The sequence below is a fragment of the Pseudovibrio sp. Alg231-02 genome (genome assembly GCF_900143565.1).
In the GTDB taxonomy this organism is placed as follows: domain Bacteria; phylum Pseudomonadota; class Alphaproteobacteria; order Rhizobiales; family Stappiaceae; genus Pseudovibrio.
Genome location: NZ_FREX01000001.1, coordinates 214,472 through 237,942, shown reverse-complemented (window position 1 = coordinate 237,942; position 23,471 = coordinate 214,472). Strand labels below are relative to the sequence as shown.

The window sequence follows — 23,471 nt, the reverse complement described above, 5'->3', positions numbered from 1 at the left end:
CTATGAGCTTTCTGAAAATCAACAATGCGACCAAGTCTTACGGCTCAACCAAGGTGCTTCACAACATCGATATCGACGTGCAGGAAGGGGAATTCCTCGTGCTCGTCGGGCCGTCCGGTTGCGGAAAATCCACTCTGCTCAACATGATTGCCGGTCTGGAGGACATTACCTCCGGCACCATCGCCATCAAAGGGCAGACCATGAACGGGGTTCACCCGTCCAAGCGCAACATCGCTATGGTGTTCCAGTCCTATGCTCTGTACCCGAACATGACGGTCGGTCAGAACATCACGTTCGGTCTGGAAATGCATGGCGTTGCAAAGCCAGCGCGTGAAAAGGCAATGAGCGACGTTGCCGAGATGCTGCAGATCAAACCGTTGTTGGGCCGTAAGCCGGGCCAGCTCTCCGGCGGTCAGCGCCAGCGTGTGGCCATGGGCCGTGCATTGGTGCGTGATCCGGATGTGTTCCTGTTTGATGAGCCGCTCTCCAACCTTGATGCGAAACTGCGCGTTGATATGCGCACGGAGATCAAGAAACTGCACCAGAAGCTTGGAACAACCATTGTTTACGTGACACACGATCAGATTGAGGCAATGACGCTGTCCACGCGCATTGCTGTCATGAACGGCGGGTACGTACAGCAGTTGGGCACGCCAAAAGAGATCTATGACAACCCGGCAAACCTGTTTGTCGCCAGCTTCATGGGCTCTCCAAGTATGAACCTTGTTCCAGCTAAGGTTGTTGCCAACGGTGATGGCATCTTCGCGCAGCTTCCAACGGGCCTCAGTGATCAGGTGAACCTCAAGTTCTCCAACCCGACCGAAGCTCTGAAAGGCTTTGATCAGAAGGAAATCGTGCTGGGCATCCGTCCAGAAGCGATCACCGACCCTGAAGGGGCTGACCGCAAGGCAAACCACATCGAGCAGATTACAAACCGCGTCATCGTAACAGAGCCAGCTGGTTCTGATACCTACGTGATGTCATCTCTCGGCGGCAAAGACTGCAACGCGCGCATGCGTGCGGATGCGCAGGTCGTTGCCGGACAGGACGTGCCATTCGCGATCAATATGGACAAAGCCATCCCGTTTGATCCTTCCTCAGAAATGCGCATCGCGTAAGTCTCAGGAATGCAGAATTTTGAAAGCCGGGGTGGAAACACTCCGGCTTTTTTTACATCAGCGTTCCAGCTCTGCAATCTTCTCATCCATCAGAGCGTGCCATTCAGGCTGGGTGACCTCAACAATCTCATAGTTCCCCATGGCGACACTGCAAAAGATCACATCTACCGGCAGGTCCCGCAGGTTTTTCAGTGAGGTGACGAGCTCTTGCTTGTTGCCGCCATCACTGGACATGATCAGTGTTTTGAAGCGGCCATTGTCCAGATAGATCGTGTCACCGGTAAACAGATAATTCTTGCCAGTGGGTGAGGGGTAATAGAAGCACAGGTTGTTGTCCGTATGCCCCGGAGTGTAAATTGCCTGAAATCCGTCAGTGCCCACAAATGGCCCTGAACCCTTTAAAAGCAAATCTGGCTGGACATCACCACTAAAGAACTTTTGAATGTTTTCATGTCCGATCAGCGTTGAACCAAGAACGAACTTCAGCTCGCTCAAACCTTCACTGATCTCGTGATTGTGCGTGAGGTAATGCTCATTGACTCCACCTAACTCGCGCAACTGCGCCGCCTCATCCAAATTCTCAAAGGCTGAGATAAGGATGTTTCTGGCTGGCGTTTTTAAAAAATATGCATGCGAGAGGAGCGTTCCGAACCGCTTTTCGAGCGGGACTTGCCACAGGTCCGCGTAAATCTTGTTCATCTGCCATTCCTCATTGGGTCTTGATTACTGTCATGATCTCTTCTAATTCCTCAAGTAATGTTGAGGTCAAGGCGAAAAATAGAGGAATGACAATGGTCTCCTTGCAAGGATTAACCGTCGGGCAGGTCGCAGAGCGCAGTGGCATCGCAGTCTCTGCTGTTCACTTCTATGAGGAAAAGGGGCTCATCAGCTCCTGGCGCAACAACGCAAACCATAGAAGATACTCCGCAGCTGTCCTGCGTAAGATCGCCGTGATCAAGGCCGCGCAAAAGCTGGGCGTGTCTCTTAAGGAAATCAAAGCGGCCATGGATCAACTGCCCAACGAGAAGAAGATCTCGGCAGCGGATTGGGCCAAACTCTCCACCTGGTGGCAGCAGGATCTGGACAACCGCATTGCAGAGCTTCAGGACCTGAGAGCAGGCCTTGATGAGTGCATCGGCTGCGGTTGTCTCTCCCTGACCGACTGCCATCTCCTCAACCCGGAAGACAAACTCGGCAGTGATGGAGCAGGCGCCCACTTACTCGGGTGGCGTCGGAAAAGACCAGCAGAAGAACACTGACTCAGCGGTATCAGACATGTGTAGTCTTGAGTTGAATCTGATTCAGAACTTTAACTGCGTAAAATTACAGCAGGGCAGTCCCCACACTCATCCCGCCACAGACAAACAGTGTCTGCCCTGTGATGAAGCTGGACTTGGGATCAGCAAAGAACATAAAGGCATTGGTGATGTCCTCCACCGTGCCGATGCGCCCAACAGGAATACCATCCGCCAGCTTTTGCTCCTGTTCACTGCCCTTAGGAATGATGCCCCAGAAATTGTCTGTCTTCACTGGACCCGGGGCCACCACATTCACCGTAATCTGATGCTGTGCCAACTCCAGCGCCCACGTCCGCGCCATCCCGATCATACCAGCCTTGGAGGCACTATACGCCGTCCGTGTCTTTGCTCCCAAAGCAGCACGAGAACCGTTAAACAGCACGCGCCCGAACTGATTGGCCTTCATGCTTGGCAAAAACGCTTTGAGCAGCGTCAACGCTGATCCCAGATGAAGCTGGGCAAGTCCGGCAATATCCTCAGCCTCGGCATCCTCAATCAGGTTGGGGAAGATAAGCCCCGCATTGTGAATGAGATGCGTCACCTCATGCTCATCTGCAATCGCTTCAGCCGCAGCGCTCACTTGCGCTTGATCCAACAAGTCAGTCTGATGAAAGTGCAGCTTCGGGTGCTCAAACTCAGGCTCGCGGCGAGATAGGCAGATGACCGTATAACCAGCCTCCAGCATTTCATGAGCCAAAGCCGCGCCAATGCCCTTGTTGCCGCCTGTGATGACCGCTGTGAATTCTTCAGACATCAACGGCCTCCCTTCGGCACCAGCGCCAGAACGCGCAGCGGACTACCTGTCCCGTTTTTAATCTTCAACGGGGCACATAAGATCATAGCACCCGTCGCAGGCAACTGGTCCAGATTACACATGCATTGCAGGCCATACTTGCCAGCCCCGTGCAGATAAAAATGCGCCGGATAGGGAGGCGTATAATGCACACCTTGGCCCGCATCTGTCCCCACAGTCTCTGTCCCAAACCCGCGAATGCCGCGCTCCTCAATCAGAAACCGAATTGCGTCCGGTGTCGGTCCGGGTGAATGTGGCCCGTCATCGCGCATATTCAGATAAGCAGCACCACGGCGCTTGCTCCAGTCTGTGCGCATAAACACCCAGCTGTCCGCCGGAATCCGGCCGTGTTCGGCTTCCCACTCGGCAATGATCTCCGGTGTCAGCTCAAAGTCATCATCCTGTGCAGACCCTTCAGAGCAATCAATCACCACCACCGGCCCAACAAAGTGCTCAGGGGGAATGGAGTCCACCGTGTTATTGGGCAGATCCCGTCCGGAAATCCAATGGATCGGCGCATCAAAGTGCGTACCCGTATGCTCAGAGCAGGTGAAGGTGTTCCACTTCCATGCCGGACCGCGATGATCATAAGCGGATATCTCTTCCATGCGAAAGCGGGCGCACTGCCCGAACTCGGGTGGCAGCACGATCACCGGAAAATCCGGATCAAGCGTATGCGTCAGGTCCACCACTTCCACATCACCGGAAAGCAAAGCAGAGCTCAGCAGCTCAACCGGGTTCGCCAGTTTCTCTTTCAAGGCTTCCATGGTCAAAGCGCCTCCAGACTTGTCATTTCTTTTTCAAGCACCTTCGGGCTCTCCATGAACTTACGCCGGATGTCCTTGGCAATGTCACCCACATACATATCCTCCAGCCCTGCTTGCAGCGCCTTCACCAGCTCCCGCGCCAACGCACCCGCAGGCACCTTGGGCGGTGGCAAAGGCTGATGCCATTCATCCTCAGTCGGCCCGCAATAAACATTCACCACCCGCACACCAGAGGACGCCATTTCCGCCCGCAAACATTGTGAGAGCGAATGCGCGGCTGCATTGGAGGCTGAAAAGCTGCCAAAGCCGGGATTGCTGACCAGCGAGTAGACGGAGAGCACGTTCACCCACGCCACTGCGCTGTTCACCCCATCCGCACTGCGTCCGGCCATGGCAGGGGCAAAGGCCTGTGCCAGCCGCATCATGCCGAAATAGTTGACCTGCATCTCATCCATAGCAAAGCCCACGTCCCCACGACCCTGAATACCACCGGGCCGCACAAAGCGGGCATTGTTGATCAGAATATCGACCTTGCCACCAAACTCGCCTGCAAGCTCCTGAACGGAGGAAGTGTCAGTCACATCTAAAGAAACCAGCTCAACACCTTGAAGGGACTCAAGTTTGGCGCGGTCAGGGTAGGGGCGCCAACTCTCCGCTTCTCCAACAAACACCGCAGAAGCTCCAGCCTCCAGCAGGCTCTTTGCCAGTGCATACGCATTCGGATTGCGGGCATCCGTAATCAGAATGCGCCGGAATTTCGGATCGCACGTCAATTCACGAAGCTGCATATCATCCTCCTGCAATTGAGCTTTCTCCATGGGCAACGCCAGCAAAACGCTTTGTCCGGACTTATCGAGCCGATTAATCAGCTGCACCTCAGACCCCACAACCACCTCACTGTGAAGGTGGCACATAACGGAGGGGCCAATCTCCAGATGCACCGTCCCAAGCCGCCATGGTGTCCGCTCACGGAAATACGTGTTGGTGCTTGTACGCACAGTAGACGTTGCAATCAGCTTTCCGCGCGCAGACACATCCTGCCAAACGAGCCGATCAGACAAACAACAACTGCAAGCATCCCGTGCAGGGTATTGAACAGACCCACAATCTGGCTCAGCACAGACCTGCAGCATAAACCGCCCCTCAGCGGCAGCTGCGGCCATGAACAGCGCAGAACGGCTACGATAATGAGAAGGCAAGGTGGGCACACGAGTGCGCACCTGCGGGTTCTTTTTGGGTGGTTTTTGAAGCCGTGTGACCATCAACGCGCCCCTTCCAAAATCGCCGCACTGGTGCACACGCCGCGGTCGTAGTTGATTACCCCAAAGCCGGAAGCCAAAGCCCGCTTGGCATTCTCCACCTGCGTTGCCCCAGCCGTACCCGTCACCTGCCGGATGGCCTCAACAAGTCCAATAAACCCACCAGCAGCCCCAGCCTGACCAGCAGACAGTTGCCCGCCGGAGGTGTTATGCGGAAAATCACCGGAAACGGTTAGGTCCTTATCCGCTATAAACCGAGCCGCGTCGCCTTTTGCGCAAAAGCCCAGATCTTCCAGCTGCATCATCACGATGACCGGGTAGTCATCATAGGTCTGCAACAGATCCACGCTCTCTGGCCCATGCCCGGCCATGCCGTAAAGCTCATCAATATCCATCTCCCAGCCACCACGCATCTGGATAGGATCTTCAGCAAACGCATTGTGCCGCTCAATGGTCGCGCTGATATGCGCATGCGGAATCCCAGAGGCGACCGCATCTTCTTCGCGCATCACCAAAAAAGCCTCAGCGCCAGCAACAGGCATCACGCAGTCAAACAGGGTAATTGGATCACTGATCTCACGGCCTGTCAGATAAGCCTCCATGGTCAGTGGCTTCTTCATCACTGCGTTTTCATTGCGCAAAGCATTGTCCCGCTGAGAAACGCAGATCCGGCCAAAATCTTCACGGCCCACGCCAAACTCACGCATGTAATAGTCAGTCAGCAGCGCAAAACAGGCATTCGGCCCGCCAGCGCCATATGAGTAGGAAGCATCCTGCGCAAACCGGGAGAAGCTGGAGAGCATGCGCCGGAAGCTGTCTACGTGGTTGGTGTCCCCGGCAACGCACGCCACCACAGAGGCATCTCCACATTGCACGGCACGAGCAGCCCGGCGCAGTGCACTGGGCCCACTGGCGCCGCCCTGCGGAATATGATCCAGCCAACGCGGAACAAGCCCCAGATGCTGAGTCAGGCCAACAGCCGTATCAGGAAACAGCGAGAAACTGGCGACAGAAAACCCGTCAATATCGCGCGGTGTAAGACCGGCAGATTTGATCGATTGCCGCAGCGCTTTGGCAATCCACCAATGCGCAGTCTCTGTTGAATAACGTTCATAGGGAGTGCTGGCAGGTGCTGCCACCACAACCCCGTCATACCCCATGCGTTTGCGTGGCTTGATCATGAAACCAACTGCCTCCGCTTCAGGTGGATGGTGTCGAACGCCTCTGATGTTTCAAGCAGTTCAAGTGCCATCTGCTTTTGGGCCGCCCGCTGGATCTTCTGCGTGCCGGTCAGTTTTAGCGAGCTGCAAAATGCGATGTAGCCGGGCACCTTGTAATAGGCCATGCGCTCCAACCCCCAGCGCACAATCGCTTCTGCAGCATCCTTCGTTTGTTCGCCGCGCCAGACGATAGAGGCAAACACCTCATCCCCGCGAATGGCGTCTGGTACCGGACAAACAGCAACCGCCTCAATATCCGGATGCTGCATGAGAACAGATTCCACATCCACTGCGGCAATGTTCTCGCCGCTGCGCCGGATCACATTCTTCTTGCGATCCACGAAGAAGAAATCTCCATCCTCATCCCGCCGAACAATATCGCCCGTATGAAACCAGTTGGCTTTCCATGCCTCATTGGTCGCTGCATCATCCTTGAAGTAATGGGAGAAGAACCCGACACGCGGATCATCGCCCTTGCGCCGCACCAGCAACTCACCGGGCTCGGTTCCTGTAACAGGCACACCGTCATCACCCATGATGCACACATCCATCTCAGGTCCGGGCTTACCAAGGCAGTTCATGCCGCGCTTACGAGGCTCCTGATTGGCAGCAATCACAGATCCAGCGCCTGTTTCCGTCATGGCCCACGCTTCCACCAGAGGAATACCAAAGCGCTCCTCAAACGGAACATGCAGCTTGGAATCAATACCCGCCCCAAAACCAAAGCGCACCGAATGGGCTTTGTCTTCCGGTGCTTCTGGCAGACCCATCAAAATAGAAGGCATAACGCCCAGATAATGCAGGCAGGTTGCACCACTATCCCGCACATTCTGCCACCAGGAACGCGGGTGGAAGCGGTCCAGAACTGTCAGGCACCCGCCAACAGCAATCATCGACATGGCAGAATATGCCATCGCATTCATATGGAAGATCGGCAGCGGCGTAATCATCCGCTCGCCATCGCCCTTCAGCGCACACGTGCCGCCTGCATTGGCGTACCAATGCCCCGCTTCCAGAAAGTAGCGGTTAGCCAGCACACAGCCTTTTGGGCTCCCGGTGGTGCCAGAGGTATAGAGCATCGCCGCAGGGTCTTCTTGCGCAGGCGAATAGGTCTCATCCGAAGGCGTGCGCACAACGGGCAAGACATCTTCCTGCGTCGCACAGGCAAAGCCTTGCCCGCTATCTCGCGCAGCTTGCTCCATATCCGCTTTGCGCTCACGTGTTGAGATCGCCAGAACAGGCTCTGCATGTCTGCCGATGTACTCCAGCTCAGAGCTTTGCAGGTCAGGATTGATCGGCACGATAACCACGCCAAGAGCGTTGAGGGCCAGCCAGTGCAGAAAGAAGGCAGGGCGGTTTTCAAGCAGAACCAGAACACGGTCTCCAGCTTGAAGGCCAGCTTGCCGATACCGCGCCACCGCACTCAGCGCCTGAACCAATGCTTCTGTGTAGGAGGTCTCTCCAGCCTCAATGCCGTAAAGCTCGGCAGTCTCAGGCAACACATTCACAAACGGACGATCCGGCCACTTTTCAGCTGCATCACAAAACGCACCGAAAACAGATTTATGCTCAATCATTCAAACAACCTGTTTTCTTAAATGAACAGCTGGATGTTGCCAAAGGCAGCATCACAGTTGAGCAGATCAACACGCTTCAGCTTAATTTTCAGCTCGTCCTCCACCATCTCAAAATGATGGTGCACGGTGGCTGCCAGCAAGAATTGGTCATCGAGCCGCGTCTCCACATAATGAACAGCAGTGCGGGTGATAAACTGGCCCGCCTTCGGATCAAAAGCCTCGATGCTAGGACGGTTTAAAACATGAGAGCAGCGGCTCTTGGGTTTTTGCGAAAAAGTGCGCAGGCCATTGAGGCGCTCAACACGAAGCTTCCGCAAAAATGCATCCTCATACATAAGCGAGGTCATGTTTTTCGGGTTGTCCTGCTGATAATCCAGCGGCATCCAGTAGTAGCTGTCAGAGCCCCAAAGCTCCAGCCACTCATCAAAGCGGCCTTCATCAATCACCCGGGCTTCATGGTAGACAAAGTCGATCAGGTCATCACGCGTCGGTAAGGTCACGAGCTTCGGCCTCCATGCTTGCAACAACAAACTTCTTCCAGGCGTGGAACTGATTGCGCATCTGGCGTTCCGTCGTCCCGTTCTCAACGGCTTCTTCATCCAGGTCTTCGTCAGCATCATAAAGGCGCTGCACATTCACCCACTCAAGTTCTTGAGAATGCAGGCCTTCCTGCGCTCGCTCATACATCTCCAGATCATCGTGCCCAACAATGGAGGTTGGTGCGTTGATCAGGCGGTTGTACATAGCCGTGCGCTCAAGCAGCATGTCCGGTGCATCAACAAGGCGGAAGATATAGCTTTCAACCAGTGTCTTATTGGCGGCCAGTGGAATGAACACACGCAACTGCTGGATAGGGCCTTTGATCATGATGTTCGGAAAATAGACCGTGTTATGCCGGTTCTCACCCAAAATAGCCTTGGCACGTTCTTCGCCGTACGCTTCCACCATCATCTCCAGATAACCCGGAATAGCTGAGTAATCCGAGTGAATGGAATGATGCACACCTGTATGACCATGGCCATTTGGCCACGTACGAATGCCCATATCCTCAAAGAACTCATAGGGCGACATGAACGGCGCAATCACCTCCATCGCCATAGGTGTTTTGGTGTTCTCGTCCTTCTCTATGCTCTCCCAGATCTCAACCGCGGTGCCAGCGGAACTTTCATGAGCAACCATCGGGTGACAGGTATCCGTCTGGTTATCAACCAGCATCTTCCAGTTACAATTGTGCATGTAGCGCAGCGGTGGGCCAGCCACCTCTAGCTTACCAACCGGAGAGCGGTCCACCATATTGTCGAGAGAGGAGAGGGAGCCGCCGAAGAACTCCTCAAAGCTGATGCCCTCTTGGTTCATGCGCACAAAGATAAAGCCGCGGTAGTTCTTCACCGCGCCCACAGGCGGCAGACCGCTTTGCCCAGCCTCGCTCTGCTCAAAACCGGTGTCTTTATACCCCTTCTTCAGCGGGATTGCGAGCAGCTTGCCATTGGTGCGGAACGACCACGCATGGTAAGGACAGCGGAAAAACTTGCCCGTATTGCCTGTACGATCAATGACGATCTTGGTGCCTTTATGCGGGCAGCGATTGTGCAGCACATACACCTCGCCATCCGTATGTCGTGCTAGCAAAATAGGCTGAGCAGCAACATCGGTCGCGAAATAATCGCCAGCATTGGGCACCTGACTTTCATGCCCCACATAAACCCACGTGGAGGCAAACAGATGCTTCATCTCCAGGGCAAACACTTCATCGTCGATGTAAAGATCGCGATGAACCTCAGCGGGGCGCACAAGGTCGGCCACCGCCTGCGGGTTATCTTTGTATTTCATGGTCATAAGCTCCCCTCCCAAAAAGCTTAGAGCGCATACTGACCGGAGCTTTAAAATGCGTCCCTCCGGAAAATACGCGAAATTATCTTTTACAAATCCAGCACCAGTCGTTTGGACTTGGCGCGCGATACGCAAATATGCATCACGTCACCAGCCGCTTTCTCATCATCACTCAGCACCACGTCCCGGTGGTCTGGCTCACCCTCAAGCACATCCACCTGACAAATCCCGCAGTCCCCGCGCTGGCAATCGTAAACAAGGTCTAGGCCGCCGTCTTCCAGCACATCCACGATGGATTTATCCTGTGGCACCCAAAACACCTCGCCAGAGGATTTAACCTCCACCTCAAACCCGTCACTGTCATCATCGCCTGAAGAAGCAGCGCTAGCAAACAGTTCAAAGTGGATTTGCTCCTTACCAAAGCCAGCAGTCAGTGCCGTCTCGCGCACGGCTTCAATCATTCCCTTCGGACCACATACATAGATATGGCTGCGAGTATCGAGCGTTGGAATGAGAGCGCCTAGATCCAGACAGCGCTCAGGATCGTCATCACTATGAATGTTCAATGCATCACCGCAGAGGTCTGCAAGCTCATCCCTGAATGCCATCCCGTCCAGCGTGCGGCCAGAGTAGTGCAGTGCATAGGCTTTGCCTGCGCGCTTCAACGCAGCAGCCATGCTGATAATCGGCGTCACGCCAATGCCGCCTGCAATCAGAACAACCGGTCTGTCGTCTTCAATCAGCGGAAAATCGTTCTTTGGTACGTCAACCTGAACAGCGTCGCCCACCTGCAAAGAATGCATGTAAGCCGAACCGCCACTTCCGTCTTGCTCCAAAAGTATACCGAGCATGTATCGCTGATTCTCGTAGGGTAAGTTTTCACCAAAATCGATCAGAGAATATTGACGAGAAGAGCCATCCTTAAGTTGAACTGCGATATGTGCACCAGCTTCAAATTGCGGAAGCTGCGCATTATCTTCGGCTTTGAGAACAAACTGTTTGATTTTTGGGGCGGTCGTCCGAACCCCCTCAATAATAAGTGTTTTCATGCTTTTTGGCGTCCTCCCTCAGAGCCAAAACAAGGAGAGTCTCCTCTCGCATAAATGAGAAATATAATATGCGATATCATATAAAACAATGTCAATGCATGAACTGGAAATAGTTTCCGTTTCATATTTGTGCTTGATTAACCCACGGTATGTGTGCACATTTTTCTCATTCATCCTGTATTCTCTGGGGAGGGAGAACATGAATAAGAAACTCAAGATATTTGCAGCTGCAACTATTACCGCGCTCTCTGTCAGCGCATCTGCCATGGCGCAGGAAACCGTATTGCGCATGTCCAGCTGGCTACCACCGGCACACCCGATCGTAAAAGGTATGATGGTGCCTTGGGCGGCCAAAGTGAAGGAAGTCACAGAGGGACGCGTCTCTGTACAAATCCTCGATGCACCGCTCGGCCCGCCACCAGCGCACTTTGACCTCGCCGCAAACGGCATTGCTGATCTCACATACGGCGTGCACGGTTACACACCGGGCCGCTTTAAACTCACACAGATAGCAGAATTGCCTTTCCTTGCAACGGACGCCACCAGCCTGTCCGTTGCCTACTGGCGTCTCTATGAAAGCACGCTGGCAAAAGCCAATGAGCACCGCGGCTCAAAGGTTCTGGGCGTCTTCACCCACGGTCCCGGCCTGCTTTACACAACCGACCGTGCTGTCTCACCTCTGAGCGAGCTGAAAGGCGCAAAGATCCGCGTTGCTGGCAGCATTACCAACCAGCTGGTTCAGGCTATGGACATGGTGGCCATTCAGGCACCAGCACCACAGTCCTATGAGATCCTGTCCGGCGGCATTGCTGACGGCATCGTGTTCCCGACTGAATCCATCCCGTTCTTCAAACTGGATGGCTTGCTCAGCAACGGCCTGCGCGTAGAAGGTGGTCTGTACAACGTCTCCTTCTTCTTCATCGCCAACAACGCCAAGTTCTCCAGCTTGTCAGAAGCGGATCAGAAAGCCATTGAGGCCATCTCTGGCGAAGCCTTCTCCCGTCTTGCGGGCGCCGCATGGAATGCTGCGGATGCATGGGGGCTGGAGCAGATGGAAGGTAAAGTGACCATTCACGATGCCACCGCAGAAGAGCGTGCTCAGCTGGAAGAAGCCACTCGTCCAATGTTTGACGGTGTTGCTAAATCCTACGGCGAAAAAGGCATCGACTTTGAAGTTGCCATGGACATGCTCCAAAAAGAAGTTGCAGCGGTTGCCTCTGAAAAATGAGTGGGAATCTGGTTGATCTAGCAGCGCGCGCCCGACGAAAGCTTCGTTCGGGCGCCTCTGTGCTCTGCGGAATACTGCTTCTGGCGCTGGTCGCAGTAACGGTCATTGATGTGATTGGCCGTTACCTGTTTTCAAGCCCATTGCCCGGAGCGCCGGAATATACAGAACTGCTGCTCATGGCGGTGATCTTTACAGGCCTTCCAGCAGTGTGTCTGGATGATGGGCACATCACGGTAGACCTGTTCACCTCCAAGTTCAAAGGCGGAGTAGCCGCCCTGCAAATGTTCTTTTCACGCATGTTTGTAGCTGTGGTCCTGTCCGTTGTGGCCTGGGAGCTCTGGCAACACGGAACGCAGCTTGCGAGTTATCAGGAAGTGACGGTGTATTTACGCATCCCTCTTGCTCCATTTGCAAAAGCAGCCGGTGTCATTTGTGCGTTTTGCGCATTCATCACATTCGTGCTTGCTGTCCTGAGAATTCCTAGAGGTGTTGGGGGCGGTTCCTGATGGAATGGTATCTGGGTCTTGCCATTCTGATGGCATTGATTTTTGTAGGCGTGCCAATTGCTTTTGCAATGGCTGCCGTTGGTTTTTTCGGAGTTGCGTCCATCATTGGATTGCCTCCTGCATTTCACCTTGTCGGACAGGTCTATTTTGACAGCGGTCGAAGCTACACCCTGTCGGTCGTGCCCCTGTTCCTGCTCATGGGCAATCTCATCGTCCAGTCTGGCATCGCCAGTGACATGTATACGGCGGCAAACGCCTGGTTGAGACACCGCAAAGGCGGTCTGGCCATGGCAACCATCGTTGCCTGTGGCGGCTTTTCCTCGGTTTGCGGGTCATCTCTGGCGACCACCGCAACCATGGCACGCGTCTCTCTGCCAGCCATGCGCCGGTTTGGGTATTCGGACCGCTTGGCAACATCTTCCATCGCAGCAGGTGGAACGCTGGGTATTTTGATCCCGCCCTCCGTTATTCTTGTCATCTACGGTATTCTCACACAGCAAAACATTGGCGCGCTGTTCCTGGCTGGCATTTTGCCGGGCCTCGTCGGCGTCATCGGCTATATGCTCGCCGTGCGCTTGTCGCTCTTCATGTTTAAGGAGGAGCTGGAAGTTCAGAGCAAACTGCCCCTGATAGAGCGGATCATCGCTCTGCGCGGTGTGTCATGGGCATTGCTTTTGTTCGTCTGCGTGCTGGGGGGCATCTATCTCGGCGTCTTCACAGCCACGGAAGCGGCTGGCATCGGAGCAGGCGGAGCGCTGGTTCTGACCGCAATGCGGGGCAAACTAACCTATCGGGAGACGCTTAACACTCTGTTTGAGACAGCCAAAACCACAGCTGTGATGTTCTTCATTCTGTTCGGGGCTCTCTATTTCCTGAACTATGTGAACATTTCCGGTCTGACGACGGACCTGCGCACATGGGTAAATGCCCTTGGCGTCGGACCCTATGCCATCATCACCATGATCGTGCTGATCTATCTGGTGCTGGGCTGCCTGCTGGAAAGCCTGTCCATGGTCACGCTCACAGTGCCGATTCTCTTTCCAATCGTCACAGGTCTTGGGTTTGACCCAATCTGGTTCGGCATCTTCGTCATTATCGTCACAGAAATGAGCTTCATCACGCCTCCAATCGGCATGAACGTGTTTGTTATGCGCTCAGTTGCGCCTGAGGTACCGGTCGAAAAGATATTTGTCGGTGTAGTTCCATTTGTTGCTATGGATGTTGTGCGCTTGATCCTGCTAATTGCAGTTCCGGGACTCGCACTTATCATTCCGTACTCAATGTAGCGCGGCAAAAACAAAAGAAGAGGCTGGCCGGTGGACGCAGACCTGAATGAAATCGACACGCATGAAAAGGAATCCGGCTTTGTAGACGGGTACCTTTTGTATCTGCTGGCATCGGCAAGCCATCTGGCAAGCGGGCAGTTTCACGAAGAAATCCGGGGCGCAGGCGTACGCGTCCCGGAATGGCGCGTACTGGCGTGTCTTCGAGACAATGACGGCCAGATGGTAACTCAGTTGGCCCGCTTCGCTTTGATGGAGCAATCTCACCTCACCAAAACCATTGATCAGATGACAGAAAGAGGGCTGGTGACACGCCGTTCTGATGAGGCAGACCGCCGCCGTGTCCGCATCTTTTTGAGCGAGAAGGGCAGGGAACTCGCCGGTCAACTCGTCACGCAGGCCAGTGCTCATGAAGAGCGGTTGATCCGTCAGCTTGGCATGAATGATATCGCGCAGGTGAAAGGTTTTCTCTCTCGCATGATCGAGACTCTCGAAAACAATGAATGATCACATATTTACGCTATAATCTACAGGATTGCAGTTGATATAAATATGTAAATGCATATAATCATTTTCAAGCTCTACGAGAGAGGTGGGGCTTGTTCAAAAAAGAAAGAGTGCACCACATGAACGAGATTCTCGGTGATCAAGCTCCCGAAACTGAACAGGACGGACAACACTCAAAACCAGTATCCACGCCGAGATCTCTGGGAGAAGTCGGGCTGGGCCATTTTGCGCCCTATCTGATGAACCGGATCATGGGCAGATACAACGAGAGTCTGCGCGAAAAATTGAGCAGATCAGGGTTGTCGGTCGCCAAGATGAGAGCACTTGCTGTGTTGTCAGTCGTGGACGGGCTGATGATCAACGAACTCTCGGTTTATTCGGTGATCGAGCAATCGACTTTGAGCCGCACGCTGGATGCGATGGAAAAGGAAGGTCTGATCCACCGTAAAGCGAGCGAGCAGGACAACCGCGTGCGCCATATTTTTCTGACTGAGGCGGGACGGTCTGCCTTTGCTGAAATGTGGCCGCATATGCGCGATGAATACAGCACAATGTTCACTGGCGTCTCGCAAGCCGAGCATGACGCCTTTTTGGTGACACTGCGCAAGGTGCTGGCAAACATACGAAAGCACGACTTCTAGGGCGCGTTTCTCTTCATTGAGCTCGCACCAACTGGATCTGTCATGCTTTCTGGGGAGAGAGTATGGCAGAAAGATCTTTTGTCAAAGAGGTCGAAAAACTTCGCGCAGGTGAGGGCGAAGTGTTCCGCGGTGAAGGCATTCTGGCCATTACCAAAGCACTGCTGGAAAATGGCGTAGGCTATGTTGGCGGCTATCAGGGCTCGCCAATCAGTCACCTCATGGATGTTCTGGCTGATGCGCAGGATATTCTTGGCGAGCTTGGTGTGCACTTTGAAGCCAGCGCCAGCGAGGCTGCCGCCGCCGCCATGCTGGCCGCGTCCGTTCACTATCCCATTCGCGGCGCAGTCACCTTCAAATCAACAGTCGGCACCAACGTTGCCTCTGATGCATTGGCAAACCTGTCGTCCGGCGGTGTCACTGGTGGTTCTCTTGTGATTGTCGGAGAAGACTACGGTGAAGGCTCCTCCATCATGCAGGAACGCAGCCACGCCTTTGCAATGAAAAGCCAGATCTGGCTGCTTGATCCTCGTCCCAACCTGCCGTCCATCGTCAAAGCTGTTGGTGATGGTTTTGAACTGTCAGAAGCCTCAAATACCCCCGTTATGCTTCAGGTGCGCATCCGCAGCTGTCATGTCCATGGTGAGTTCACCACCAAAGACAACCAGCGCCCATCCATGAGTGTGGCAGACGCGCTGGAGAACCCAAAGCGTGACCTGAACCGCATCGTCTTGCCCCCAGCCTCCTTCCTCCATGAACAGGAGAAAGTGACAAAGCGCTTGCCTGCCGCGCTGGATTATATTCAAACGCATAAATTGAACGAGCTGTTCGGACCTCAGGGCAGTAACGTTGGGATTATCCTGCAAGGCGGGATGTATAACGGCGTCATCCGCGCATTGCAGCGCTTGGGCCTTGCCGACATCAACGGCGAAACGCAAATCCCGCTCTACGTTATGAATGTAACCTATCCGCTTGTTCCAGCTGAAATCACCGAGTTCTGTCGCACCAAAGAGGCCGTATTGGTGGTGGAAGAAGGCTATCCTGATTATCTGGAACAAGCCGTTGGCGCCATGTTGCAAAAGGAAGGCCTCACCACCAAACTGGAAGGGAAAGGGCCATTCCCCGAAGCTGGTGAGTATACCGGACAGGTGATGCTGGACAGCATCCAGACCTTCCTTGCAACCCATTGCGATGCGTTGCCCGGCAAAGGACGCGCACCAAACACACCTGGAGCCCTGCCAGACATCAAAGAGCTGCAAGAAGTCGTTCCCATGCGTCCGCCCGGGTTCTGCGTGGGGTGTCCGGAACGTCCCATCTTCGCTGCCACCAAACTGGTGGAAGATGAACTTGGCCCGCATCACATAGCTTCCGATATCGGCTGCCACCTGTTCTCCATCATGCCACCTTTTGGCATCGGCTCCACCACCATGGGGTATGGATTAGGCCCGGCCTCGGCCTCTGCATTCAACACAACAAAAACGGATCGCAGGTCCATCTCGTTCATGGGAGACGGCGGCTTCTGGCACAATGGCCTGACCACCTCTATCGGCAACGCGGTCTTCAATCAAAATGACGGAGTGATCGTCATTGTCGATAATTACTATTCTGCGGCCACAGGCGGGCAGGACATCCTGTCCTCAAGGGCAAACAACAAAAGTAAGTCCACCAAACACCCGATTACCGAAGCGGTGAAAGGCGTTGGCGTCAAATGGGTCCGTCAGCTTGACCGCACCTATGACGTCACCCAGATGCAATCAATCCTGAAAGAAGCGTTGACCACCGATGTCAAAGGACCAAAGGTCATCATCGCGTCTTCAGAATGCATGCTCAACAAACAGCGCCGCGAAAAGCCGATCATCAATCAGGCCGTGAAAGAGCAAAAGCGCGTCGTCAAAACCCGCTTTGGTGTTGATGAAGATGTCTGTACAGGGGATCACGCCTGTATGCGCTTATCCGGCTGCCCGTCGCTGACAGTCAAAGATCTGGACGACCCGCTGCGTGATGATCCCGTCGCGCATATCGACCAGAACTGCGTTGGTTGCGGCAATTGCGGGGAGGTTGCGGACGCCGCCATCCTCTGCCCATCCTTCTATCAGGCCGACACCATTCACAACCCAAGCAAAACCGAACGCTTCTTCAGTAAGATACGCGGTCGCATCATCTCTGCGCTGCAAAACTGGCGAGAGCGCCGATCTCTGATCATTGAGGAGGCATAAGTATGGATATCGACACTCAATGGCAGGCTTTGGGAACAGGCGAGGATGAAACCCGCACTATCACGAAAATCGCTATTTTCGCTGTTGGCGGGCAGGGCGGTGGTGTCCTCACAGACTGGATCGTTAACTTAGCTGAAGCCAACGGTTATAAAGCCCAGTCCACCTCTGTCGCAGGTGTCGCCCAGCGCACGGGCGCAACAATCTATTACGTCGAAATGGCACCTGACACCGGCAAAGCCCCCGTCTTCTCCCTCAGCCCAGCGCAAGGCGATGTCGACATCGTGATTTGCGCCGAACTCATGGAAGCAGGCCGCGCGGTTATCCGTGGTTTCGTGACTGCTGATAAGACAACGCTCATTGCCTCATCTCACCGCATTCTGGCAGTCTCGGAAAAGATCGTGCCCGGCAAAGGGGAGCAGGACAGTGATGTCGTCCTCTCTCGTCTCGGAAATGCCTCCCAAAAACTGGTCGCCTTCAATATGGAAGAAGTCGCCGCAGACAATGGCAGCGTGATCTCCTCCAGCCTGTTCGGCGCACTTGCCGGTTCCGGAGCACTTCCGTTTCTCAAAAGCACCTATGAAGACACCATCCGCAAAGGCGGTAAAGGCGTCAAAGCAAGTCTGGCCTCCTTCAATGCGAGCTTCGAGCACGCCCAGTCATCAGCTGCTGCTGGAAGCGCTGGTACCAAGCGACCAGAACAACTCAAGCCTGAAAAGGCACTCACAGTCCGCGGACCTGAGAAAAAACGCGCAGCCTGGCAACTGCTTTTATCCCGCATTGAAGCGCTCCCCAAACAGGCTCACGAGATGGCGCTGGCAGGGCTGCGCAAGGCCGTTGAGTTTCAGGATCTGGAATACGGTGAGGAGTATCTCAATCACCTCGAGATTGTACTCGCAAGTGATACCGAAAATGGCAATTGGGAGTTCACCAGAGTTGCGGCCAAGTATATCGCAAATGCTATGTGTTATGACGACACGATCCGTGTTGCCGACATAAAAACGCAAAAAACACGCTTGCAACGCGTTGAAAGGGAAATCGGGTTAGGCGCAGAAAATCAGCTGGAACTGACCGAATATCTCCACCCACGTATGGAGGAAATCTGCGGAACTCTGCCAGTTCGGCTTGGTAAATGGATCGAAGCCCGTCCTAAAGTGTTTAGCTGGCTGGATAGAAGGGTGAACAAAGGGCGACGCATAAGAACGCACTCCGTTCGAGGCTTCCTCAGCCTCTGGCTCATCAGCAGCCTGAAACCCTGGCGCCGCAGTTTTCTGCGCCATGAAATTGAGACAGAACATCTCCAGAACTGGCGGGATCTTGCGATTAAGACCGTGCATTCGGACTATGATCTTGCTGTTGAGATCCTCACTTGTCGCCGGCTCATCAAAGGATATTCGGACACACATAAACGCGGGCACTCCAAATTTGACCGGGTTCTTTCCTCTCTCACACTCCTGAAAGACAGAAAAGACGCCGCAGATTGGCTCAGACGTCTCAGAGAAGCCGCGCTTTTGGATGAAAAAGGCGAAGCCTTGGAAGGTGCATTGAAGACAATTCAAACCCTCTGATTGAAAACAGGGGGAAAGAATGTCGCATTTGAAATTTTTCCTCCGATTATAATTAATGTATGCATTTGTGTGCCTTAGCGAAAATACGGTGTTTTTCCGAGCGCACAAAATGCGCGTGCAAGGGGCAAATTGTCATCATTTGAGGACAGGTGAACGCATTAGATTCAGGCATACACCTGAATGCAATTTTACTTATGCGAATTACTCAAATGACGCCAAAGTACCTCTAGGTCAGTGATATACGCTTGGGAAACAGTGTGTTGACTGCATATATTAGAATGCGCGTATATTGCGTGAATTGCAGGTCTGACGAAGAGCCGAAGCTGATTAATAGGAGTTCGGTGAAAAATCCTATTTAATATAATTATTTACAGCGCCGCGGCAGATTGTTGCACGCGCACTGGGGTCTCACGCTATTAAACTGAAGTCGTATTCAGTATCGCTGCGTTATTATGGCGCGCAGGATGTGTATTAAAACGTATGGTCTTAAAATTTTAACATAAGTATATCAGGTCCCCGTCCTAGAGAGATTGGGAAATTCTCCTAGGGCACATGAGTGGCACATGGGGAAATAAAAGAAATGTCAAGCATCAATGCGACCGAAGTCGAAGTCGCCCCGAAAGAAACGGTTAAATATACAAAAGAAGATCTTACCTGGTCTTTGTCCATGTTCGGTACCGCAGTCGGTGCCGGTGTTCTGTTTCTTCCAATCCGTGCAGGTCTTGAAGGCTTCTGGCCGCTGATCCTGATCGCAGCTCTCGTAGGTCCAATGACCTACTTCTCTCACCGCGCACTGGCTCGCTTTGTTCTTTCCTCCAAGAACAAAGACGCAGACATCACAGACGTGGTTGAAGAACACTTTGGTAAAGCAGCAGGCTTGCTGATTACCTTCTTCTATTTCTTCGCGATTTACCCAATCGTGTTGATCTACGGTAACGCGATTACCAACACCATCGACAGCTTCATCGTCAACCAGTTGGCAATGCCTGCGGTTCCTCGCTGGCTCCTCTCTGGTATTCTCGTTGCAATGATGATGGGCGTAATGATCCTTGGTCGCCGCCTGATGCTCGTCGCAACTGAGCTTCTGGTGTACCCATTGGTGATCATCCTGTTCGGTATGTCTGTATACCTGATCCCATCCTGGTCTTTTGAAGCCATGAGCTTCGACATGATCCCGGAAACTGGCACTTTGTTGACAGTGGTGTACCTCACCATTCCAATGCTTATCTTCTCCTTCAACCACAGCCCAGCCGTCTCCTCCATGGCTCTGGCTCAGCGCGAAGCACATGGCGATAATGCAGTTGCAAAGTCCGACATCATCTTGAAACGCGCATCTGTGATGCTCCTCGGTTTCGTTATGTTCTTCGTATTCAGCTGCGTTCTTGCACTGACACCTGAACAGCTGATGGAAGCAAAACAGCAGAACCTACCAGTCCTGTCTTACCTTGCAAACGTGTTTGACAGCCCGCTGATCTCCTTCATGGGTCCACTGGTGGCGTTCCTTGCAATCTTCTCTTCCTTCTTCGGTCACTACCTTGGCGCAAAAGAAGGTCTTGCAGGCATTGCTAAGAAAGCTGCTCCAAAAGCTGTCGAAGGCCTGGGTGAAAAGAAATTCAACACACTGCTTGTTGCATTCTTCTTCTTCTCCGTCTGGGGTGTTGCAATCATCAACCCATCCGTTCTTGGCATGATTGAAGGCCTGGGTGCTCCGTTCATCGCAGCAATCCTGTTCCTGATGCCAATGTACGCAATCAAAAAAGTCCCAAGCATGAAGAAGTACGACGGTGCGCTGTCCAACATCTTCATCACCATCATGGGCATTGTCGCAATCTCTGCGATCGTAAAAGGCCTCTTCTAAGAAGGCCAACTAACAAAAATAAACCGGTGTCTTCGGACACCGGTTTTTCTCTCCCACTGAGGTTCACGTTATGTTCAGCGTTTTTGACATCTTCAAAATCGGTGTAGGTCCATCCAGCTCCCACACAGTCGGGCCTATGAAAGCGGCAAAGCAGTTCATTGATAGCCTGCGTGCTCAGGATAAACTGCGTGATGTGACGCGTATTGCAGTTGACATATACGGTTCTCTGTCTCTGACAGGCAAAGGCCACCACACAGACACAGCAATTATTATGGGGCTTGGTGGCAACTCTCCGGAAACCGTTGATATTGACAGCATTCCAGAGTTCATTCAGCGCGTAGAACAAACCGGACGCCTCCCGGTTGGCATGCATTGCCACGTGGTTGACTTCCCGAGTGATGCGATCACATTCAATCGTCCAGCACTTGAGTTGCACGAAAACGGCATGTCCATCCATGCCTTTGCAGGTGGAGAAAAGATCTTCTCCAAAACCTACTATTCCATCGGCGGTGGTTTCATCGTGGATGAAGAGAATTTCGGTAAGGCTTCAGAAAACGAAGTTTCAGTGCCTTATCCATACAAATACGCTTCAGAGTTGCTGGAGCATTGCCGCCAAAACGGTATGAGCATTTCCGCGCTTGTTCTGGAAAACGAAAAAGCATTCCGCAGTGAAACAGAACTGCGTGAGAGCTTTGGTCGTGTCTGGAATGTGATGCGCGATGGCATAGAGCGTGGCAGCAACACGGAAGGTCTGCTGGCAGGCCCGCTCAAAGTCCCACGCCGTGCAGCAGCACTACGCCGTCAGCTGACGGCAACAGAGCGCAGCAGTAACGATCCTATGGCGACGGTTGACTGGGTCAACATGTTCGCGCTGGCCATATCAGAAGAAAATGCAGCAGGTGGCCGCGTTGTAACAGCACCAACCAACGGTGCTGCAGGCATCATTCCTGCGGTTCTCGCGTACTATGACAAGTTTATCGAACGTCTTGAGCCTGAGCACTACACAAAGTTCTTCCTCGCCTCAGGCGCCATTGGAGCGCTGTATAAAACCAATGCGTCCATCTCCGGTGCAGAAGTTGGCTGCCAGGGTGAGGTTGGTGTTGCATGCTCCATGGCAGCAGCAGGCCTTGCAGAGCTGCTGGGTGCGAGCCCAGCTCAGGTCTGCATTGCAGCTGAAATCGGCATGGAGCACAATCTGGGCCTCACATGTGACCCTGTTCTCGGACAGGTTCAGGTGCCTTGCATCGAGCGCAACGCAATAGCTTCTGTCAAAGCGATCAACGCAACACGTATGGCTATGCGCCGAAACTCAGATCCATGTGTTTCTCTCGATAAAGTCATCGCGACCATGTACGAAACCGGCAAGGATATGCTGGCAAAATACAGAGAAACCTCACAGGGTGGTCTTGCGCTTAAAGTGGTGCCGGTCGCAGCAGAGTAAGCGGCAACCAACGTGTTTAAGATAGGAAAGCTGGCCTTTGGGTCAGCTTTTTTTGTTTTGCTCAGCCATTTTGCGGAAACACTTAAAACTGCAAGAACACTCGGAACGGGCCACTAACCCATGTTTGGTACTCCCAAAAGAAAAAAGGGAGAAACCTATGAAATCCTTGCTACTGGGTGCAACGATCATCGGATTGGCCATGCCGACAGCCCTCGCTCAAGACAAGCCTGTCACGATCGTCAGTTACAACGTGCAAAATCTCTTCGACACCATTGATGATGAGAACAATCCACGAGATGACACCTACCTTTCCAAAGAAGCAAAAGAAGCCCGTGGTAAGGATCATGAAGACGCTTGTGAGAGCTACAATGATAAAGGTTCCCACTATTACAAACAATGCATTGAGTTGAACTGGGGCGAGGAAAGCTACAAGCAAAAATTGATGACACTGGGCGCTGTCATTCGTTCCTTCCCGGAAACACCGGACATTCTGGTTTTACCTGAAACAGAAAACAAAAAGGTGCTTGATGATCTGGTCAACAAAGCACTGGCCGGTCTGGACTACACCTCAGTCATTCAGCTGGACACCTCTAACAATGAGCACAATCGCGGTATCGATGTTGGCATCATCTCGCGATTGCCGCTTAAGGGAGAACCAGAGACAATTAAGGTGTTCGGCGAAGATGGCGACAATCCCCACGATTGCCAGCCAACGCGAGATATTGTGAAAGCTCAGTTTGAGATGCCAGACGGCGAAACAATGCATGTCTTCGGTGTTCATTTTCCATCTGGCGCGGCCTATCAATGCCGGAAAGATGCGATGGAAGTGCTGAACAAGGAACGCGCAAAGCTTCCTGATGACGCAAATGTGGTTGCTGCTGGTGATTTCAATTTCAATTGCACAGACATTCAAAATGGTGAGTTTCAGGCCCTGGCGAGAGAAGGGAACTGGAGTTATCCGCCTGAGATAGTCGGGTGTGCAGCCCCGGGCAGCGCATTTTACTACAAGGATCAGAGCTGGTCCTTCCTGGATATGATCCTCGTTTCTGGTGCATTGCGTCCCGATCAGGATAGCAACAGTACATGGTTTGCTGATCTGGGCAGCTTCCACACAGTTGTCACGCACCCGAGCCAGTACGCACAGGATGCAAGAAACAGAGTACGCCCAAAGCGCTTTAATCCCGACAATAATCAGGGCGCCAGCGATCACTGGCCAGTCTTGATGCGGTTCCTGAAACGTTTCTGATAGCCGCTTACAACACTGCAAAAAAAAAGAACCGGCCTGAAAGTTCAGGCCGGTTCTTTGCTGTTTACGTTA

The 23,471-nt window shown here is 53.3% G+C and carries 21 protein-coding genes; 12 read left to right on the top strand and 9 right to left on the bottom strand.

The features are described 5' to 3' along the window. Positions 1 to 2 precede the first annotated feature (2 nt). Complete coding sequence (locus tag DHN43_RS00850; protein ID WP_108817429.1) at positions 3 to 1,118, top strand: ABC transporter ATP-binding protein; 1,116 nt, start codon at positions 3 to 5, stop codon at positions 1,116 to 1,118. Positions 1,119 to 1,175: 57 nt separating this feature from the next. On the opposite strand, the gene DHN43_RS00845 is transcribed toward DHN43_RS00850, so the two are convergent. Beyond that, the gene (locus tag DHN43_RS00845) at positions 1,176 to 1,817 is read right to left on the bottom strand and encodes an MBL fold metallo-hydrolase (RefSeq protein ID WP_108817428.1); all 642 of its coding nucleotides are present in this window, start codon (positions 1,815 to 1,817) and stop codon (positions 1,176 to 1,178) included. A 92-nt stretch (positions 1,818 to 1,909) separates the two neighbouring features. Here DHN43_RS00845 and soxR point away from each other — a divergent pair, with 92 nt between their 5' ends. After that, entirely contained in the window at positions 1,910 to 2,377 is a 468-nt protein-coding gene (gene soxR, locus DHN43_RS00840; RefSeq protein WP_108817427.1) for a redox-sensitive transcriptional activator SoxR, read from the top strand. A gap of 64 nt (positions 2,378 to 2,441) precedes the next feature. Here the strand turns inward: soxR and DHN43_RS00835 are convergent, their stop codons facing one another. The 8 genes from DHN43_RS00835 to DHN43_RS00800 form a co-directional block, all read right to left on the bottom strand. Then, positions 2,442 to 3,170, bottom strand: a complete 729-nt coding sequence (locus tag DHN43_RS00835) for an SDR family NAD(P)-dependent oxidoreductase (protein WP_108817426.1) — start codon at positions 3,168 to 3,170, stop codon at positions 2,442 to 2,444. Then, the gene (locus DHN43_RS00830) at positions 3,170 to 3,976 is read right to left on the bottom strand and encodes a cyclase family protein (RefSeq protein WP_108817425.1); all 807 of its coding nucleotides are present in this window, start codon (positions 3,974 to 3,976) and stop codon (positions 3,170 to 3,172) included. The genes DHN43_RS00835 and DHN43_RS00830 overlap by 1 nt, the downstream gene beginning before the upstream one ends. A gap of 2 nt (positions 3,977 to 3,978) precedes the next feature. After that, a complete protein-coding gene (locus tag DHN43_RS00825) occupies positions 3,979 to 5,238 on the bottom strand; it encodes an SDR family NAD(P)-dependent oxidoreductase (RefSeq protein ID WP_108817424.1) in 1,260 nt (419 codons plus the stop codon). Next, the gene (locus tag DHN43_RS00820) at positions 5,238 to 6,416 is read right to left on the bottom strand and encodes a thiolase family protein (RefSeq protein ID WP_108817423.1); all 1,179 of its coding nucleotides are present in this window, start codon (positions 6,414 to 6,416) and stop codon (positions 5,238 to 5,240) included. The genes DHN43_RS00825 and DHN43_RS00820 overlap by 1 nt, the downstream gene beginning before the upstream one ends. Next, the gene (locus DHN43_RS00815; protein ID WP_108817422.1) at positions 6,413 to 8,032 is read right to left on the bottom strand and encodes an AMP-binding protein; all 1,620 of its coding nucleotides are present in this window, start codon (positions 8,030 to 8,032) and stop codon (positions 6,413 to 6,415) included. The genes DHN43_RS00820 and DHN43_RS00815 overlap by 4 nt, the downstream gene beginning before the upstream one ends. Positions 8,033 to 8,049: 17 nt before the next feature. After that, on the bottom strand, positions 8,050 to 8,532 hold the full coding sequence (locus DHN43_RS00810; RefSeq protein ID WP_063288520.1) for an aromatic-ring-hydroxylating dioxygenase subunit beta: 483 nt from the start codon (positions 8,530 to 8,532) through the stop codon (positions 8,050 to 8,052). Continuing rightward, positions 8,513 to 9,868, bottom strand: a complete 1,356-nt coding sequence (locus tag DHN43_RS00805) for an aromatic ring-hydroxylating dioxygenase subunit alpha (RefSeq protein ID WP_108817421.1) — start codon at positions 9,866 to 9,868, stop codon at positions 8,513 to 8,515. Before DHN43_RS00805 ends, DHN43_RS00810 begins: the two co-directional genes overlap by 20 nt. A gap of 83 nt (positions 9,869 to 9,951) precedes the next feature. Beyond that, entirely contained in the window at positions 9,952 to 10,911 is a 960-nt protein-coding gene (locus tag DHN43_RS00800; protein WP_108817420.1) for a PDR/VanB family oxidoreductase, read from the bottom strand. A 199-nt stretch (positions 10,912 to 11,110) separates the two neighbouring features. Between DHN43_RS00800 and DHN43_RS00795 the strand changes: the two genes are divergently transcribed. The 10 genes from DHN43_RS00795 to DHN43_RS00750 all read left to right on the top strand — a co-directional run bounded on the left by DHN43_RS00795 (position 11,111) and on the right by DHN43_RS00750 (position 23,399). Further along, positions 11,111 to 12,139 (top strand): TRAP transporter substrate-binding protein, encoded by a 1,029-nt coding sequence (locus DHN43_RS00795; protein WP_057465278.1) that lies wholly within the window; start codon positions 11,111 to 11,113, stop codon positions 12,137 to 12,139. After that, on the top strand, positions 12,136 to 12,645 hold the full coding sequence (locus tag DHN43_RS00790) for a TRAP transporter small permease (RefSeq protein ID WP_063288523.1): 510 nt from the start codon (positions 12,136 to 12,138) through the stop codon (positions 12,643 to 12,645). Before DHN43_RS00795 ends, DHN43_RS00790 begins: the two co-directional genes overlap by 4 nt. Beyond that, on the top strand, positions 12,645 to 13,931 hold the full coding sequence (locus tag DHN43_RS00785) for a TRAP transporter large permease (RefSeq protein WP_063288524.1): 1,287 nt from the start codon (positions 12,645 to 12,647) through the stop codon (positions 13,929 to 13,931). The genes DHN43_RS00790 and DHN43_RS00785 overlap by 1 nt, the downstream gene beginning before the upstream one ends. Positions 13,932 to 13,961: 30 nt before the next feature. Beyond that, on the top strand, positions 13,962 to 14,435 hold the full coding sequence (locus DHN43_RS00780; protein WP_057465275.1) for a MarR family winged helix-turn-helix transcriptional regulator: 474 nt from the start codon (positions 13,962 to 13,964) through the stop codon (positions 14,433 to 14,435). 119 nt (positions 14,436 to 14,554) lie between these two features. Continuing rightward, positions 14,555 to 15,076, top strand: a complete 522-nt coding sequence (locus DHN43_RS00775; RefSeq protein ID WP_084404428.1) for a MarR family winged helix-turn-helix transcriptional regulator — start codon at positions 14,555 to 14,557, stop codon at positions 15,074 to 15,076. A gap of 62 nt (positions 15,077 to 15,138) precedes the next feature. Next, the gene (locus tag DHN43_RS00770) at positions 15,139 to 17,289 is read left to right on the top strand and encodes a thiamine pyrophosphate-dependent enzyme (protein WP_108817419.1); all 2,151 of its coding nucleotides are present in this window, start codon (positions 15,139 to 15,141) and stop codon (positions 17,287 to 17,289) included. A 2-nt stretch (positions 17,290 to 17,291) separates the two neighbouring features. Beyond that, on the top strand, positions 17,292 to 18,854 hold the full coding sequence (locus tag DHN43_RS00765) for an indolepyruvate oxidoreductase subunit beta family protein (RefSeq protein WP_108817418.1): 1,563 nt from the start codon (positions 17,292 to 17,294) through the stop codon (positions 18,852 to 18,854). Positions 18,855 to 19,434: 580 nt separating this feature from the next. Then, positions 19,435 to 20,712: an aromatic amino acid transport family protein gene (locus tag DHN43_RS00760; RefSeq protein ID WP_057465273.1), complete on the top strand. Its 1,278-nt coding sequence runs from the start codon at positions 19,435 to 19,437 to the stop codon at positions 20,710 to 20,712. A gap of 70 nt (positions 20,713 to 20,782) precedes the next feature. Further along, positions 20,783 to 22,153, top strand: a complete 1,371-nt coding sequence (locus DHN43_RS00755) for an L-serine ammonia-lyase (RefSeq protein WP_057465272.1) — start codon at positions 20,783 to 20,785, stop codon at positions 22,151 to 22,153. Between the two features lie 157 nt (positions 22,154 to 22,310). After that, the gene (locus DHN43_RS00750) at positions 22,311 to 23,399 is read left to right on the top strand and encodes an endonuclease/exonuclease/phosphatase family protein (RefSeq protein WP_108817417.1); all 1,089 of its coding nucleotides are present in this window, start codon (positions 22,311 to 22,313) and stop codon (positions 23,397 to 23,399) included. Positions 23,400 to 23,471 lie beyond the last annotated feature (72 nt).

Coding starts and splice junctions, on each gene's coding strand:
- DHN43_RS00850 (WP_108817429.1), top strand. CDS start 3: ATGAGCTTTCTGAAAATCAACAATGCGACCAAGTCTTACGGCTCAACC.
- DHN43_RS00845 (WP_108817428.1), bottom strand. CDS start 1,817: ATGAACAAGATTTACGCGGACCTGTGGCAAGTCCCGCTCGAAAAGCGG.
- soxR (WP_108817427.1), top strand. CDS start 1,910: ATGGTCTCCTTGCAAGGATTAACCGTCGGGCAGGTCGCAGAGCGCAGT.
- DHN43_RS00835 (WP_108817426.1), bottom strand. CDS start 3,170: ATGTCTGAAGAATTCACAGCGGTCATCACAGGCGGCAACAAGGGCATT.
- DHN43_RS00830 (WP_108817425.1), bottom strand. CDS start 3,976: ATGGAAGCCTTGAAAGAGAAACTGGCGAACCCGGTTGAGCTGCTGAGC.
- DHN43_RS00825 (WP_108817424.1), bottom strand. CDS start 5,238: ATGGTCACACGGCTTCAAAAACCACCCAAAAAGAACCCGCAGGTGCGC.
- DHN43_RS00820 (WP_108817423.1), bottom strand. CDS start 6,416: ATGATCAAGCCACGCAAACGCATGGGGTATGACGGGGTTGTGGTGGCA.
- DHN43_RS00815 (WP_108817422.1), bottom strand. CDS start 8,032: ATGATTGAGCATAAATCTGTTTTCGGTGCGTTTTGTGATGCAGCTGAA.
- DHN43_RS00805 (WP_108817421.1), bottom strand. CDS start 9,868: ATGACCATGAAATACAAAGATAACCCGCAGGCGGTGGCCGACCTTGTG.
- DHN43_RS00800 (WP_108817420.1), bottom strand. CDS start 10,911: ATGAAAACACTTATTATTGAGGGGGTTCGGACGACCGCCCCAAAAATC.
- DHN43_RS00795 (WP_057465278.1), top strand. CDS start 11,111: ATGAATAAGAAACTCAAGATATTTGCAGCTGCAACTATTACCGCGCTC.
- DHN43_RS00790 (WP_063288523.1), top strand. CDS start 12,136: ATGAGTGGGAATCTGGTTGATCTAGCAGCGCGCGCCCGACGAAAGCTT.
- DHN43_RS00785 (WP_063288524.1), top strand. CDS start 12,645: ATGGAATGGTATCTGGGTCTTGCCATTCTGATGGCATTGATTTTTGTA.
- DHN43_RS00775 (WP_084404428.1), top strand. CDS start 14,555: ATGAACGAGATTCTCGGTGATCAAGCTCCCGAAACTGAACAGGACGGA.
- DHN43_RS00770 (WP_108817419.1), top strand. CDS start 15,139: ATGGCAGAAAGATCTTTTGTCAAAGAGGTCGAAAAACTTCGCGCAGGT.
- DHN43_RS00765 (WP_108817418.1), top strand. CDS start 17,292: ATGGATATCGACACTCAATGGCAGGCTTTGGGAACAGGCGAGGATGAA.
- DHN43_RS00760 (WP_057465273.1), top strand. CDS start 19,435: ATGTCAAGCATCAATGCGACCGAAGTCGAAGTCGCCCCGAAAGAAACG.
- DHN43_RS00755 (WP_057465272.1), top strand. CDS start 20,783: ATGTTCAGCGTTTTTGACATCTTCAAAATCGGTGTAGGTCCATCCAGC.
- DHN43_RS00750 (WP_108817417.1), top strand. CDS start 22,311: ATGAAATCCTTGCTACTGGGTGCAACGATCATCGGATTGGCCATGCCG.